At 34.5% G+C, this 16040-nt stretch carries 17 protein-coding genes; 10 read left to right on the forward strand and 7 right to left on the reverse strand.

The window, feature by feature from the left end; all coding sequences use genetic code 11:
* Positions 1 to 62 precede the first annotated feature (62 nt).
* From BST93_RS07335 to BST93_RS07355, 5 genes are all read left to right on the forward strand, one after another.
* The gene (locus BST93_RS07335; protein ID WP_105018648.1) at positions 63 to 908 is read left to right on the forward strand and encodes a hypothetical protein; all 846 of its coding nucleotides are present in this window, start codon (positions 63 to 65) and stop codon (positions 906 to 908) included.
* A 600-nt stretch (positions 909 to 1508) separates the two neighbouring features.
* Positions 1509 to 1673: a 50S ribosomal protein L34 gene (gene rpmH / locus BST93_RS07340; RefSeq protein ID WP_042278158.1), complete on the forward strand. Its 165-nt coding sequence runs from the start codon at positions 1509 to 1511 to the stop codon at positions 1671 to 1673.
* 99 nt (positions 1674 to 1772) lie between these two features.
* A complete protein-coding gene (gene carB / locus BST93_RS07345) occupies positions 1773 to 4625 on the forward strand; it encodes a carbamoyl-phosphate synthase large subunit (RefSeq protein WP_060522887.1) in 2853 nt (950 codons plus the stop codon).
* Positions 4626 to 4690: 65 nt separating this feature from the next.
* Positions 4691 to 4996, forward strand: a complete 306-nt coding sequence (locus tag BST93_RS07350) for a hypothetical protein (RefSeq protein WP_105018649.1) — start codon at positions 4691 to 4693, stop codon at positions 4994 to 4996.
* Entirely contained in the window at positions 4993 to 5355 is a 363-nt protein-coding gene (locus BST93_RS07355) for a hypothetical protein (protein WP_105018650.1), read from the forward strand. The genes BST93_RS07350 and BST93_RS07355 overlap by 4 nt, the downstream gene beginning before the upstream one ends.
* A 1-nt stretch (position 5356) precedes the next feature.
* Here the strand turns inward: BST93_RS07355 and BST93_RS07360 are convergent, their stop codons facing one another.
* Complete coding sequence (locus tag BST93_RS07360; protein WP_146104992.1) at positions 5357 to 5590, reverse strand: hypothetical protein; 234 nt, start codon at positions 5588 to 5590, stop codon at positions 5357 to 5359.
* Complete coding sequence (locus tag BST93_RS07365) at positions 5583 to 6134, reverse strand: REP-associated tyrosine transposase (RefSeq protein WP_105018652.1); 552 nt, start codon at positions 6132 to 6134, stop codon at positions 5583 to 5585. Before BST93_RS07365 ends, BST93_RS07360 begins: the two co-directional genes overlap by 8 nt.
* A gap of 333 nt (positions 6135 to 6467) precedes the next feature.
* On the opposite strand from BST93_RS07365, the gene BST93_RS07370 reads away from it, so the two are divergent.
* Positions 6468 to 7118: a hypothetical protein gene (locus BST93_RS07370; protein ID WP_105018653.1), complete on the forward strand. Its 651-nt coding sequence runs from the start codon at positions 6468 to 6470 to the stop codon at positions 7116 to 7118.
* A gap of 7 nt (positions 7119 to 7125) precedes the next feature.
* Here BST93_RS07370 and BST93_RS07375 read toward each other — a convergent pair whose 3' ends face one another.
* Genes BST93_RS07375 through BST93_RS07385 form a run of 3 tightly spaced genes read right to left on the reverse strand, consistent with a single transcriptional unit; the run spans position 7126 to position 11169 of the window.
* Entirely contained in the window at positions 7126 to 7551 is a 426-nt protein-coding gene (locus BST93_RS07375; RefSeq protein ID WP_105018654.1) for a DUF7832 domain-containing protein, read from the reverse strand.
* A 56-nt stretch (positions 7552 to 7607) separates the two neighbouring features.
* Complete coding sequence (locus BST93_RS07380) at positions 7608 to 8837, reverse strand: DUF3999 domain-containing protein (protein WP_105018655.1); 1230 nt, start codon at positions 8835 to 8837, stop codon at positions 7608 to 7610.
* Positions 8821 to 11169 carry a DUF2339 domain-containing protein gene (locus BST93_RS07385; protein ID WP_105018656.1) on the reverse strand — a complete coding sequence of 783 codons (2349 nt, stop codon included), beginning with the start codon at positions 11167 to 11169 and terminating at the stop codon, positions 8821 to 8823. Before BST93_RS07385 ends, BST93_RS07380 begins: the two co-directional genes overlap by 17 nt.
* A gap of 194 nt (positions 11170 to 11363) precedes the next feature.
* Between BST93_RS07385 and BST93_RS07390 the strand changes: the two genes are divergently transcribed.
* Positions 11364 to 12878, forward strand: a complete 1515-nt coding sequence (locus tag BST93_RS07390; protein WP_105018657.1) for a serine hydrolase — start codon at positions 11364 to 11366, stop codon at positions 12876 to 12878.
* Positions 12879 to 12881: 3 nt separating this feature from the next.
* Here the strand turns inward: BST93_RS07390 and BST93_RS07395 are convergent, their stop codons facing one another.
* Both BST93_RS07395 and BST93_RS07400 read right to left on the reverse strand, forming a co-directional pair.
* Positions 12882 to 13433 carry a YceI family protein gene (locus tag BST93_RS07395; RefSeq protein WP_105018658.1) on the reverse strand — a complete coding sequence of 184 codons (552 nt, stop codon included), beginning with the start codon at positions 13431 to 13433 and terminating at the stop codon, positions 12882 to 12884.
* Positions 13434 to 13439: 6 nt separating this feature from the next.
* Positions 13440 to 13805: a c-type cytochrome domain-containing protein gene (locus tag BST93_RS07400; protein WP_105018659.1), complete on the reverse strand. Its 366-nt coding sequence runs from the start codon at positions 13803 to 13805 to the stop codon at positions 13440 to 13442.
* A 104-nt stretch (positions 13806 to 13909) separates the two neighbouring features.
* On the opposite strand from BST93_RS07400, the gene BST93_RS07405 reads away from it, so the two are divergent.
* Genes BST93_RS07405 through BST93_RS07415 form a run of 3 tightly spaced genes read left to right on the forward strand, consistent with a single transcriptional unit; the run spans position 13910 to position 15960 of the window.
* On the forward strand, positions 13910 to 14317 hold the full coding sequence (locus BST93_RS07405; protein ID WP_105018660.1) for an OB-fold protein: 408 nt from the start codon (positions 13910 to 13912) through the stop codon (positions 14315 to 14317).
* On the forward strand, positions 14307 to 15074 hold the full coding sequence (locus BST93_RS07410) for a choice-of-anchor V domain-containing protein (protein ID WP_042278176.1): 768 nt from the start codon (positions 14307 to 14309) through the stop codon (positions 15072 to 15074). The genes BST93_RS07405 and BST93_RS07410 overlap by 11 nt, the downstream gene beginning before the upstream one ends.
* A gap of 46 nt (positions 15075 to 15120) precedes the next feature.
* The gene (locus BST93_RS07415; RefSeq protein ID WP_042278179.1) at positions 15121 to 15960 is read left to right on the forward strand and encodes a DUF5777 family beta-barrel protein; all 840 of its coding nucleotides are present in this window, start codon (positions 15121 to 15123) and stop codon (positions 15958 to 15960) included.
* The last annotated feature ends 80 nt before the right edge of the window (positions 15961 to 16040 follow it).

The raw sequence follows: 16040 nt of genomic DNA on the forward strand, positions 1-16040 counted from the left end.
TATTAAACTTCGAGTGTACTTTTGTCATATTTTGAACCTGATTAGATAAACGATGCAAAAAAATGATTGTACATAGTTTAAAAAATATCTTACGCTGGATGCTCTTAGTGTGTCCAGCGTTACTATTTAGTCAAGAGCAAAATTTCAAATTTTATGATTTAAATTCTAAAACCCAACTAAAGGAATTTTATTTAGATGTTGTAAGTGAGGTAAATCACCAAATATTTTATCCTGACAATAATGGAATAGTTACAATTGATAAAAAAATTATTCAAACTAGTTCCTCTATTTATTTACATCATAATTTTAATCAGATACTTATAGAAAACAGTCTTTTTAATAAAGAAACTATCAATATTAAAAGCCCTGAACAAATTTTGGATGAAATTGTACTTGGTGAAGAAGTACCTGTAATTGTAAATATAGGTGCCTTCAAGGGTAGCAAGCCTCCCATGACGATTACCTCTCAGCCCTTTTATGTTGGTATAAAGGTTCCTGATTCATTATCTTATTTATTGCGTGATGTTAATATACCAATTAGAAAAAAAGGAATTTGGGTTCCGGGAAGTAAAGGAGCTGTTTGTAAGGTAGATTTTTTTGTTCTTAATGAATCCACTGGATATATAAGAAAGGTGAATAACGAGAACTATCAAATTAATATTACAAGCAATCGTTCTCATGTTATTAATATTAAAATAATTGAAAGGATTCTTGTTAACTCTGGAGAAACTTTTGTAATCTGCTTATCTCCCATAAAAGGCTCCCTTAATATAAAAGAGGCGCCTTCAAAAAAGAATAAAAATGTCAAGAAATTCTTTGCTTCAAAAAGAAATGATTCTATTTTTTTAAAGGATGCAACAGTAGATTCTTGTTCTAAAATAAATATTAATTTAGAAGTGTTAGATTAATCTTCTTAATTAGGTTTTTTTATACTTTTACAAGAGTTAACTAATCAAAACCACCGTGGTTTAATTTCACTAACCGCTTCTTAACGAAGCATAAAATTAAACCATGAAAAAATTTAATTTACTATTTCTACTATTATCCGTATTAAGCTTTTCTAGTCAAACAGATTGAGAGTAACCATTAGAAAAAGTAATTACTTCTAGTGTTGAGATTCCAGCATATGGTTGGCTTGGTGTACAGGTTGACTATTTTGATGATGGGTTTGTTGTTCCATGTTACAACCAAAGAAATATTAAAAACCTAAGGTATAATTGGCAAATGTTGAAACCTTGTGCCATAAAAGAAAAAGGGATAGTTAAGGACTTTTGGTGGGAATTTTATTCTAAGAAAGATTTAGATGACGTTCAAAACCACATTAATCTAATACCGATAGAATTAATTATTGGAAGAATGAATTAAAAGTTACGCTTTCGCGGAAGCGAAATAATCAAAAAAACTTTTCTTAACTATTGTACATGTATAAAATAAGATTATCTTTGCACCCGATTTAAAATGAAGGTATGGTACCTTCTTTATAATTTATTGAAACAGATTTTTGAGCTATGGCACAGAAGAGAACATATCAACCTAGTAAGAGAAAAAGAAGAAACAAACACGGTTTCCGCGAGCGTATGGCTTCAGCAAACGGTCGTAAAGTACTAGCTCGTCGTAGAGCAAAAGGACGTAAAAAATTATCTGTTTCTACTGAAAGAAGACATAAAAAATAATGATTGTTCATTATTACTTAATAAAGGCGTTAATCTTAAGGGTTAACGCCTTTTTTTATAACTTATCTTTGAATTCCTAAATTACACATTTCCACACCGATGGCTAAACGATCAGACTTAAAATCCATATTACTTATAGGTAGCGGTCCAATTATTATTGGGCAAGCATGTGAATTTGACTACTCAGGTTCTCAAGCATTGAGATCACTGCGTGAAGATGGTATTGAAACCATACTTATCAATTCAAATCCTGCGACTATTATGACTGACCCTAGTATGGCAGATCATGTATACTTGCTACCGCTTAACACAAACTCAATTAGAAAGATTCTAAAAGAGCATCCACAAATTGATGCAGTGTTACCGACAATGGGAGGACAAACAGCTCTTAACTTGTGTATTGAAGCGCAAGAAAAAGGAATTTGGGAAGAGCACGGTGTTGACTTAATAGGTGTAAATATTGATGCTATTAATATCACCGAGGATCGTGAGAAGTTTAGAGAACTCATGGAAAAAATAGGTGTAGGTATGGCGCCACAAGCTACTGCTACATCATTCTTAAAAGGAAAAGAAATTGCGCAGGAATTCGGATTTCCTCTTTGTATAAGATCATCCTTTACTTTAGGTGGTGCAGGAGCAGCAATTGTTCACAAGGAAGAAGATTATGATGAATTACTACGTCGTGGACTAGAGGCTTCTCCTATTCATGAAGTAATGATCGATAAAGCCTTGCTAGGTTGGAAAGAATACGAATTAGAATTATTACGCGATAAAAATGATAACGTAGTAATCATCTGTGTAATTGAAAACATGGATCCTATGGGAATTCATACAGGTGATTCTATTACAGTAGCACCTGCTATGACCTTATCAGATCGTACGTATCAAAAAATGCGTGATATGGCTATCCATATGATGCGCAGTATAGGTGAATTTGAAGGTGGTTGTAATGTTCAATTTGCTGTTAGTCCAGACGAAAAAGAGGAAATCATTGCCATTGAAATAAATCCTCGTGTTTCTAGATCATCGGCGCTTGCAAGTAAAGCTACCGGTTATCCAATCGCAAAAATAGCTACTAAACTTGCTTTAGGTTATACCCTAGATGAGTTGAACAACCAGATCACGGGTAGTACATCTGCCTTGTTTGAACCTACAATCGATTATGTAATTGTTAAAATTCCACGATGGAACTTTGATAAGTTTGAAGGCTCAGACCGCACACTAGGCTTACAAATGAAAGCCGTAGGTGAGGTGATGGGAATTGGTAGATCATTCCAAGAAGCTTTGCACAAAGCAACACAGTCACTTGAAATTAAAAGAAACGGACTAGGTGCCGATGGTAAGGGTTACCGTGACTACAATCAAGTGATTGATAAGTTAACCAATGCAAGTTGGGATAGGGTTTTTGCACTGTATGATGCTATCGAAATGGGAATTTCTCTTTCACGTATTCATGAGATCACTCGTATTGACATGTGGTTCTTGCAGCAGTTTGAGGAATTGCACCAACTAGAAAAGGAGATTTCAAAGTTTGATATAAATACGCTTTCGCGAAAGCTACTCTTAGAGGCTAAACAAAAAGGATTTGCCGATAGACAGATAGCACACATGCTAGGATGCCTAGAAAGTGAGGTATACAACAAAAGAGACGAGATGAACATTAACCGTGTTTATAAGCTCGTAGATACCTGTGCTGCAGAGTTTCCTGCTATGACGCCTTATTACTACTCAACCTTTGAGGCAGAGATGCAAACTGCTGATGGTAAGAGGTTTGCGCAAAATGAAAGTGTTGTATCGGATAAAAAGAAAATTATTGTATTAGGATCAGGTCCTAACCGTATAGGCCAAGGAATTGAATTTGATTACTGTTGTGTTCATGGTGTATATGCTGCTCAAGAATGTGGTTATGAGACTATCATGATTAACTGTAATCCTGAGACTGTGTCTACCGATTTTGACACAGCTGATAAGCTGTATTTTGAACCTGTATTCTGGGAACATATTTATGATATTATTCGTCATGAAAAGCCAGAAGGAGTTATAGTCCAACTAGGTGGACAAACAGCGCTTAAACTAGCTGAGAAATTAGATCGTTACGGTATTAAAATTATGGGTACAAGCTACGACGCGCTGGACCTAGCTGAAGATCGTGGACGTTTTTCAACCTTGTTAAAAGAGAACAACATACCTTATCCTAAATTTGATACAGCAACAACGCCAGATGAGGCCTTAAAAGTAGCCGATGAATTAGATTTCCCGATTCTAGTGCGTCCTTCCTACGTACTTGGTGGTCAAGGGATGAAAATTGTCATCAATAAACAAGAGCTAGAAGCACACGTTGTTGATATTTTAAGAAAAATACCTAATAACGTTCTTTTACTAGATCATTATCTAGATGGTGCCATAGAAGCTGAAGCAGATGCTATTTGTGATGGTGAAAATGTTTATATCATAGGTATCATGGAACACATTGAACCATGTGGAATACACTCTGGTGATTCTAACGCTACATTGCCTCCTTTTAATCTAGGAGATCTTGTAATGCAGCAAATTAAAGATCACACTAAAAAAATCGCACTTGCACTTAAGACTGTTGGTTTGATCAACATACAGTTTGCAATCAAAGATGATACGGTTTACATTATCGAGGCTAATCCTAGAGCATCTCGTACAGTACCTTTTATTGCTAAAGCTTACGGAGAACCGTATGTAAACTATGCTACTAAAATAATGCTAGGAGAGAAAAAGGTTACTGACTTTGAATTTAATCCACAATTAGAAGGTTATGCGATCAAGCAACCTGTGTTTTCATTCAATAAATTTCCAAATGTAGACAAGAGATTAGGTCCAGAAATGAAATCAACTGGTGAGAGTATTTTATTTGTAGACAGCCTTAAGGATGACGAGTTCTACGATTTATATGCACGTCGACGTATGTATTTAAGTAAATAATATCAAATTAAATTAATTGATAAAGCCTTTGTTTGTTTGAACAAAGGCTTTTATTTTTAAATAATATGAGAAGCCATGTAACTGTAATTAAATCTGCAACTGTTTTGCTATTTCTATTGTTCCTAGTCCAATTACTTCATAGGCTTTTTCCTATGCCAGGATTAGATGTGATCTATGTAGATTGGATCTGGATATTAATAAGCTTATTGTTGTTGGGCAGTTATGCAGCTGTGGTTACTTGGATGTTTTCTACAACCAGCACAAGCAAAAAAGTACTTTCCTCGTTGACAGTCTTAATATTAGGATTAATAGGATTGTGTTTTTGGTTGCACGAGGCAGAAGTAGAACTTAAAAAATCAGGAAGAAAATGACTAACGACAAAAAAGATAAAATACGCAAACACGCCAGTATTTTTAGAGGTTTAATTATTGCTTATTCCTTAGTTTTTGTTGCGTTTCTTTTTGTAAAATTTGCAAAACCAGAGCTTTTATCTCAGGTTGTGACGGGATACACTTTTAAGTGGTATTTTTTAAGTTTTTTGAGTTTACCTATCTCGTTTTATGGTGTTTGGTATGTTTTAAACCTTGCGCCTAACCGACAACTTACAAAAACTAATCAAGTCTTAGGCTTACTATTTTTTGGAATTATAGGTATGTGGATGAGCTTTCCATGGAAAAATAAATTAGAAAAGCAGATTAAGAGAGATGAGAAGAGGATTAAGTTAGATTAGATCAACGCTCACTTCTCAACATTTTCAATGTAAATCCTCCCATAATAACGATTGCCAAAGTCATGAGAATCCACAACCATAATTTGTTTTCAAATAAGCCTTTTTCTTCTACCATTGGTTGATTGGGAATGATTAAAATTTCTTCTCCTAAGGATAATGAGGTGAGTTCTCCTCGTGGCGCGCGTTTGTAACGCGTGCCTTTAAACTTTTGTATTGGCAATGCAATTTCATTCAAACCATTTAGTAATTTCAACTGGACATTGTCCACCATCAATATAAGCACTTGCACTGCTATGAATCCACTCGTGTTCATTTCTTACATATCCAGCTGCAACAGGATTATAATGTATGTAATTAAAAGTTGCTTCTATTTTTCTATTGCAATCCATTATTTTAGGATGAAAACCGTCTTTCCATACTTTGTAATGAGTATGCCGTTTTGACTTTTTAGCAAAGAAAGAAAAAGTACTAAGCAACCATTCTGTTCTACTTTCTCCAGGCTCTTTTATAGCCTCGATAAATGACTTTGAGGTATACTTTTTTAAATCCCTTATAATGTCGTTGATGGGTTTGTTTTTAGTCCCTACGATCATATGGATATGACTGGGCATGATCACATAAGCAAACACCAAAAGATCTTTTTCCTTAATACAGTAATTCAGTGCATCTTCAAAAATATGGATATAGCGATCTCGTGTAAATAAATCGATCCATTGAACCACAGTTAGCGTTATAAAATAATTATCGTCTTGATCTCTGACCTTGTACTTTTCTGACATCGTTTAAAAGTACAGAATATTTAGGGTTTAATTTAATTTCATGAAGTCGCATTGCAAATGCTCAGCTTAAAACGAACGCGTCGCAGACGCGCCCGACGTGGTAAGTATTATCAGTAAAGTAGGCCAGCAAAATTAGCGACGCTGCTGCTAGCTCATTTCAAATGCCGTTGGCTTTACAAATACAAAATCAAGAAAAGCCAACAACCTTTGAAACGCAAAAAAAGTATATTTTTGGAATAACTAACAGTTCTAATTAGGGGAAGCTTACACTACAAATAAAATAGAAAGAGATTTCAACATACTTTATGACCAATTATATCCTGCCGTAATGAAATGAAATTAAAAGAAGTAGAAAATTTATTTTTTAGTAAGGTTGAGGATATAATTCAACAAAATGATTTTAAAATTTATAAATCAAGTTGTAAAGCCAATAGAAAACAAGGTGACTTTTTGCACCAAATAGATTTTGGTTTTATCTCAAGGTCTAGTAGTAAAATTTTAGAAATTACAGTCAGTATTACGAGTTTGAAACTAAACGACTTATATTTCGAAATAACTGGTAGCAAGCTGGAAATGACAATGGGTAATACATTGCGTTTAATAATCGAGCAAGATGATGATGTAATGAAAATAAAGCCCTTTTGGGAACTGGAGGTTACAAATGAACATTTAATCGATAAAGTTGCATTTAAGTTTGTTAGATGGATGGATTCAGATATCCTACCATATTTTGAAGGTTATTCAAGTATTGGGGAAGTTGACAAAGCTTTCAATAGTAATCCTTTGGCAATGACTAGGCATACTTCAAAACAGTTTCAAAGGTGTACAGTAGGTCTGTTAGCAGCTTACTTAAATAATAATAAAAACTTAAACGAATTGCTTGAGTTATATGATAATGAGATGAAAGCTGGCGGTTATTTTTTCGTAGAAGAGCATTTTGCTATAAGTAAATATATAAGATCTAAAATCAGTAGTAATATATAGAATATTACTACTGATTCAGTTGCCATTGCTGGTATCTATCACTTACGGCTTTTTTAATAGTGTTGTAGTTTTTGGTAGTATCTTTTACGGTATAAATAGAGTCATCTTTATCAATAGCGTTCGCTAAATGAATGCAGTAATCTTCTAGGTATTTTTCCTCATAGTAAAAATCAACAAAAGGTTTAATGTAGTTGTTTATCTCGTCAGCTGTAAGTTTTTCATCACAGTATTGAATTAAGAATTGTGCTCCAGTAATTTTGTTTTGATTTACAAGAGCAATTTCCTCATCATATTTGATTTTATAATATTCGCTGATGAAGTCATTTTCAATAATCCATTTCAAAAACATCCCTATGTGAGTAGCAGCATTTTTTTTAGACAGGTGTTGAGGAAAATCACCATCGTAATGCCAAGATGTGTCGTCGTATTTCATTTGGTTAATTTAAGATTTCTAGGGTGTACAATAGTTAGACATATTAACTTAGAAACTCAACTCTCACTCCTCAACATTTTCAATGTAAATCCTCCCATAATAGCGACTGCCAAAATCATAAAAATCCACAGCCACAATTTGTTTTCAAACAAACCTTTTTCTTCTACCATTGGTTGATTGGGAATGATTAAAATCTCTTCTCCTAAGGATAATGAGGTGAGTTCTTCAGGGATGTTGTCTTTAAATTTTTCAATATCATAGCTAGGTAGTTGATCGTTTTCTTTACCATATGCGAGAAAAAAATCGGCTTCCTTTGTAAATCGAGCTAACAAATAATCTCTAAATCCTGATACGTTAAAAGAGTCTACGTATAAAGGTTCATTGTTGCCGTTATAAATGTTTAATCGCATCTTTTTACAAGTGGTTGCTGGAAAGGTATAGGTATTATCGCTACTAGAATCTAAAACACCTGTGATTAAGGTGGCATACTGATAGCGATAACCATCATCTAATTTTACACTATCAGCTAAATATTCTAGCTTAAATGGACGGTAGTAATCGAAATTTGATTTAATGTTAATAAGAACTCTACTTATACGCGCAGTATCATCCATTTGAGTAAATACTAGACTTTCATTTGAATTTGTTGTTTCCTTTTTTGTAATTGTTGATGGGTATGAGATGTTCTCTCCTTTTTCTACTTCAAAACGTCTTAATCTCGCTCGGTCTAGCTCTGCTTTATCTATGTTTTTAACTAGCACTCGGTAGTATTGATATTCACTAGGTTCAAAATGCAATTGACTATATTGATAAGTAACCTGTTTATTTTTAATACTAGTAATTCTATAATCGTCTAGTAAAGTATACCATTCTTTTTGGTCATTGCTAGCATCTAGTTGAATCTTCCAATCAAAGTTTGTCTCAATAAAATCTAGATGTATTTTATTTATAATTTGTGCGTCCTCCAATTTAAAAGTAAAGAAGATACCATCTTCATTTTTGGTTTGATTGATAAGTTCAAAAGCTAGATCTCTATTTACTTTTTTACTAGCGCTTGAATGCATTAAAAATGGAACCTGCGTTGTATCTGTTTTAGAAACTCCATAAATACGCATATCAGACAATCGTTGATTGAGATGCTTATACATTTCTGGCTTTATATTTATTTTGTGCCAACTATCTGTCGGTCGCTCTATACTGCGCTTATACTCATAAGTATGGAGTTGGGCAAAAGTCAATGAGGCTATAAAAAGAAAGAGAAATGCCAGTTTATTCTTCTGATTCATCTGCGATTTGTTTATTGAATTTATTGTACAAGAAGGATGCAATAAGCATCAAAGCTCCTATACTTATAAATACTATAGTTTTAGAAATGGTGTTCAAATAGGTGAGGTCGTAGAAAAACAATTTTACCAGTGTAAGTCCAAATAAGGTTATGGCAGTGATTCTAATGTATTGTTTGCGTTTCCAAATTCCTAGAATTACTAAACCTAATGAATATACAGCCCACAGAATACTTAAACCCAACTTGTAGTTATTGCTTACTCCAGCAAAATCCATCCAGTGCAATAATTCACTGCTCAAAATCCATAGAATAGTAGTGTGTACAAACAAAACTATAGGCTTAGCAAAAGCTTTTCCTAGATAGTTTTCCTTATAATGTAATCTTATAAGGTAATGCAGTAATACAGCTGTAGTGATTCCTAGATATCTCAAATTGACCTGCCATAAAGAAATACTGGTATAACCATCCTTAACTCCATCTAAATAGGAATCCCTAAGCTCACTGAAGTTCCACAATGCTGCTATCAGGAGCACAAGAATAGAAAATCCTATAAACCCACAATTGACTTGGCCAAGTATTTTGTTTTTAATCCATTTTAAATTAATTCCAGCTAGTAAAGCCACAAATCCAAACGAATAAAACAAAAGCCAAGTGTCATGTAGTAAAGTTACATTTCTATCATGGCGTGTACCACCATACAAGGCAGTGAGCGTTTTGGTTGATATGTTACGTGCATGTTCCCAGTAAATATCAATTTCAACTTTAAAAATCACATAAGACATCATTATTAATAGTGATGGTAAAACATAATGCATTACGTGAAAGAATCCATTAATCGTGAATTCTGGAATCGCTCGCTTTTTATTAAAATAGAGATAATTGATGCTACCTAATCCTATTATATAAAACAACCCTGAAAAAAAGGTAGTATGCCACAACGCTTTCAAATTTGAATCATAAATCTCACGGTCAAGTTGATCCCAGTCTTCAATTAAACTCAAGGTAGCTAGAATAATAATCGCGTAAGCTATTTTTTCATAGGGAGCAATATTTTTAATTCGCCCTATTGCAAAAAGAACAGCAGCGAGAACTGTCCACGATACAGTTACCCATTCACCATCTAGCTGAACAGGAATCGCAAGGGTAATAAAACTTAACACTAGGGCAGCTACCAAATAAAATAGATTGTTTGAAGCTAATTGCTTCTTATGGATTATAACAGCAACTATAAAGTGAATTACAGCATTTAATAGTGTGAATAATCCAGTAAAATCTCTCGTACTTGAATGGGACTCTAGGAGTAAATAACCGGTCGCAAAAAACAATAACGAATTCGCCAGTAGCATGACAATATCGATTACCGTATACACTTCTTTTTGTACCAGTTTGTAAACGATGAACATCGTATAAAAGGTGAGAAAAATAAGACTAGAAAAGAACAGAGCTTTACCTAGGTCATCGTTTACGTTATAGCTGGTTATTGACCAAGTTATAAAAATGAGCCACGTAGCGCCAAAGGCGACAAAGTAAAGTGATTTCCATTCCTTTTTAAAGGCAATGGCAAGAATTCCAAAATTAATAAGAGAAATATAGCTAAACAGTATCGCCATCCTACCAGAACCATCACTTAAAAAAAAAGGTACGGCATAGGCGCCTATTAGTCCTAAATGCGCGATAATAGAGCGGTCGTATTTAAGTGCTGTAATTACAGTGAATAGGGTAAACAAGGCCATCAAAATAAAGGCGACCGATTGGGAATATAAATGGTAGAAGCTATACCCTGAAAAGGTGACAAAATACATCACACACATCGCACCGCTTACTAGCACCGCACTGTATGGTTCGTATTTCTTCTTTAACTTAATTCCGATTCCCAGTAACGAGATACCAGTGATATAACCTAGAATAATTCTTGTAAGTGGGCTTATCAGGTTATTTTCAATTGAATACTTCACCCCAATTATTACACCTATAATTGTGATTAAAATACCGATTTTATTGAGCAAATTTTCTCCTACAAATTTTTCTAGGCTATTTGTTGAGGTTTTTTTACTCACATCATTAAACCTATCCTTAACCTGTGGATCTAGCTTGTCAAACTTTTTTATTGGCTGTTCGGTTGAGGTTTGTTTTTTCTCAACGGTTTCAATTAATTCTGATACAGGTTTAGGTTGTTGTTTTACTGGTTGATCCTGAGATTCCTGTACCAAGCTGTCCTTCTTAAAAGCTTGAATTTCCTCACGTAACTGCTTCATGTTGCGTGCATACTCTTCTTGTTTCCGCTCTAGATATTGCAGCTTGTAAATAAGGTCATTAAGTCGGTCGTTGCTCATAAAAGGAAGTCTTGGTTATGCCAGTATCTAGGGTGAAGGTAATCATTTATCCACAACCTTGGTATAAGAAAAGTCTTTACTAAAATCTTATAAAACTTAAGGAGTCAATAGATCGGTGGATTGAAAGATGTTGGTGAGATTACGCTTTCGCGAAAGCGTAACAAATATTATCTTACCATTTTTAAATACAGATCATGAGAATATTAATAGCCTTTTTGTTCACCGCTCAATTATTTACAGCCCAAAATGTAGATCTCAAAGAAATAGATAAGTATATCACTAGCACTCAGAAGGAATGGGATATACCTGGTTTGAGCGTAGCTATTGTAAAAGATGGAGAAATTGTATTTGAAAAGGGATACGGTGTTATGGAAATAGGGAAGAAACAGCAGCCCGATGAGCACACCTTATATGCCATTGCCAGTAATACCAAGGCCTTTACAGCAGCTATTATTGCTCAGTTAGTTGAGGAAGGAAAATTAGATTGGAATGATAAAGTTCAATCTTACTTACCTTACTTTGAAGTGTATGACCCTACCATTAGTCGTATGGTAACCATTAAAGATTTACTGAGTCATAATGTGGGATTAGGTACTTTTTCAGGCGACGCTATTTGGTATAAAAGCGAATTATCTACCGAAGAAATAGTAAAGAGAATCAAATTTGTACCACAAGCATATGAATTTAGGGATGGATATGGATACTCTAATTTGATGTTTATCACAGCTGGCGCAGTGATAGAAAAAGTAACGGGTAAGTCTTTTAAAGATAATGTTACTGAGCGTTTTTTAAAACCTTTAGAAATGGATGACACTGTAGTAAGTGTAAATGATTATGGTTCTAATAGCAATGTAGCGACACCTCATGGTAGATCTGGTGATACCAATTATAAAATCGATCACGTTGCCTGGGATAATGTAAGATCTACAGGTGGTTTGATTTCTAGTGTTCACGATATGGGTAAATGGATGATATTTAACATGAATCATGGGGTTTATAAAACCGATACCTTATTTAATAAAAACAATCGGAATAAAATGTGGAGTTTACAAAACTCATTTGAGGTGAATCAAGTAAATCGCAATGATAGAGGTCAGGCTTTTAACGGTTACGGTTTAGGTTGGTTTATCACAAATTATCAAGAGCATTTTCAAGTAGGCCATGGTGGTGGATACGATGGTATGATATCTACAGTTCAAATGTTACCTGATGAAAAACTGGGCGTTGTGGTTTTAACAAACGGAGTAAAAGCTCCAACTAATGCTATTGCTTATTATGTTTTTGATAGGTTTTTAAACAGGCCGATGAAGGATTGGAGTAAAGAAATGCTTAATGGCTATAATAAGTGGAAAGCTAGTGATACAAGAATTGCAGATAGAAAGGCCGCTCGTGTTAAAAACACAACGCCTACTGTTACTAAAGAAGAGTTGATTGGAACTTATCATACTCCGGCTTATGGTAATTTTTACGTAAAGGAGAAAAACGGTGAGCTACAATTGATCTGGGAACACAGCCCTTTACTATCAAGTACCTTGTCTCATTTCAATTACAATGCTTTTGAAATGAAGTGGGATCATCCACAGGTCTGGTTCAGTTTTGGAACTGTGAATTTTGAAACCGATGCTTATAATAACGTGATCGGTATTTCATTTGATGTCCCAAATGACGATTTCTTTATGGAAGAACTTAATGCAAAGAAGGTAAAATAAAGCTTATCTTTTTTCTAAAACCGCGTTTACAGATACATTAATTTCATCAGCGATTTTATTACTAACAATAGAAGGGATTTCAATATTAAATCGCTCTGGTAACAAGGTGAAGTTAGCTGTTAGCTTTACTTGCTCGCCGCTTTGGGTTAAATTAACTGGAAACTCCAATAGTTCTTTTTTTCCGTGTAATTCTATGGTGCCTTTAAAAGTATATTCATGCAATAGCGCATCATCAAGTGCAGTAGAGGAGAACTCTGCCAAAGTCCCTTTTAAAACAGCTTTAGGATAGGTATCACTTTCTACATAATTCTCATTAAAGTGCTCTTCCATAAGAGCAATGGGAAATTTAAAACCTCTAAGTAGTACAAGAGCGGCTAGTTCTCCAGATTTAACATCGAGTACAATGGTGGCATTATTGTTTATAGCCTCGACAGGCTCAAAGCTAGGAACGCTGGCATTAAATTGAACTTGTCCTGTTCTAGTTAAAAACCGTTCTCTTTGAAGATTTACTAGTAGAAATAAAGTTACCGTTATTAAAAGCGTGAGATTTTTCATGATGAATTAATTTTCTATGAATCCACCATCTCGCCATCTTAAGACAAGATCTATAGAAGATTGAGGTAAACCATTTGTTCCTTGTGGCATTAATAATGGATCGCCAGGTTGTCTGGTTATCCTATCTATAAGAGTACCGTTTTCGGTACTGTTACGTACTTGGTCATAAGTTTCCAGTCTTAATCCACCACTAGGAGCAGCATTTTGATGACAATTCACACAAGAGTTTTGCATGATTTCCTTTATGGAGCCATCATAAGTTACAACCTGTGGTTGTGGATCATTTTGTATTTCTTCAAAATCATCTGGACTTGTTTCACTACAAGATGATATAAATAGGGAAATAAACAAAAAAGTAAGAAAAAGTCTCATTAAAATATATTGAATTCAGTATAAATATAAGTATATATTAAAATGACAAGAATTTTTTATAATATTGATAATCATTAAAGTTAACTTGTTTATAGTTCATCAAATTGAATAGAAAATACTTATACATATTTCTTATTCTGCTTGTCCTTCTTGGAGTCCTCAGTTACAATTATGTTTATCAGGATCATAAGGACATAAAGAATGAAAGTGCTACCATAAAATTAAATTCTCAAGATTTAATTTTGATGCTCACTGATGATGACCAAGAAAACGATAAATTAATTCTGGATCAAGTTATAGAGGTTACTGGTGTAGCAACAGATAAAGCGGCGCAAGAAATGACATTAGATTTTAATGTTTTTATTCAACTCGCAAACCCAACTAAATTTCCTCTTAATCACACTTATACAGTAAAAGGTCGATGCATAGGTTACGATGATCTTTTAGGAGAAGTAAAAATAGATCAAGCATACATTCTTAACCCACAAAACTCAAATGATGATGAAAAATAATTACTCTTTTTATTCGATTTTAACAGCAATACCGGTTGCACTGTTAGTACTAGTAGGTTTTACTGGTGGGCAAACTGGTAATTTTTCTGGTTCGCCAGGAGATAACAATCAAAATTGTACCGCATGTCACGCGCCAGGAGCAAATCATGGTGGAAGTGCAGCATTAAGTGGTGTACCAGCTACATATAACGCAAATCAGGCCTATAATTTAAATCTAGCCATAACAGGATCATCAGTTTCAAAATTTGGTTTTAACATTACAGCAGAAGATGATAGCGGGAACAAAATTGGAACTTGGACAACAGGAACAGGTAGTCAATTGAGATCAGGTGGATCAGGATTGACTCACACAGCAGCAGGATCTAGTCAAAACAACTGGAGCTTCAATTGGACAGCGCCAGCAAGCGATGTAGGAGCGGTAACTTTTTATTATGCAGCCTTACAAGCAAACGGTGCTAGTGGTAACAGTGGTGATCAAGTAATTACAGGATCCTCAAACGCTGTTCTTACCACCATTGATAGTAAATTATCAGACTTTACTTTATATCCTACTCAAGTAATGGATAAAGTAAGCATAGCCCTAGAAAACGCAAGTGCTGCTCAAATACAAGTTTATAACATGCAAGGTAACCTTGTTCTAGAATCAAAAATTCAGGATCAAAATGAATTAGATGTAACTCATTTGTCTAGTGGTATATACATCACTCGTGTAATGGTAGAAGATGCAGTGTCTGTTGCAAAATTTGTTAAATATTAATAGCACCTAATCCGTATTGTAAGTATTACAAACACCTCTTTATAGAATGAACAAATTTCTACTTTTATTACTACTACCTTTTTTTGTTACCGGTCAAGACGATCTATTAGATGGACTCGACATTGAAGATGATAACCAAGTTACCAGTACTTGGAAATCTCTTAAAGTGGTAAATTTTGAGACCACCAAATTGGTTGCAAAAAATGAGTTTCAAGTTATAATATCTCACAGATTTGGTAGTGTAGAAAACGGAATAGACGATCTTTTTGGACTTGACAACGCCGTGACCAGATTTCAATTTGTGTATGGAGTAACCGACTGGATGCATCTAGAAGCAAGCCGCAGCGGATTCAATAAAACATACCAACTAGCTGGTAAATTCAAACTTAAATCACAAGAAAAGCAGGGATTTCCCTTCACTATTTCTTTATTTACAGCAGCAGATTTTTACAGCGCCGTAAATGAAGAACTTTATCCAGGTATTGAATTTATGGACCGCACCGGTGCTACGTTACAATTTATCGCAGCCCGTAAATTCTCTGATCGTTTTAGTGCACAAATTAGCCCGACTCTTTTTCATCAAGGCTTTGTTCCGGTTGATGAACAAGATAACACTCAATATGCGCTTGGAGTAGGAGCTAGGTATAAGTTGTCTAATAGATGGAGTATAAATGCCGATTATGGCTATCATTTGAACCGTGCTAGTGAGAATAATTTTGTTAATCCATTAAGTATAGGAGTTGATTTGGAAACAGGTGGACACGTTTTTCAAATGCATTTCACAAATGCCCAGCCTATGTTGACCAACAACTTTTTGAGCGGTGGAACAGGCGATTGGACCGAAGGTAGATTTTATTTTGGATTTAACTTGGTACGAGTTTTTTAGAAAGTAAGTGACTATTCACGCTTTCGCGAAAGCGAATCAACCACATGAAAGAAATAGTCTAAAACTGGCTATTTCACATG

This window comes from Nonlabens tegetincola (assembly GCF_002954355.1).
GTDB classification, from domain to species: Bacteria; Bacteroidota; Bacteroidia; order Flavobacteriales; family Flavobacteriaceae; genus Nonlabens; species Nonlabens tegetincola.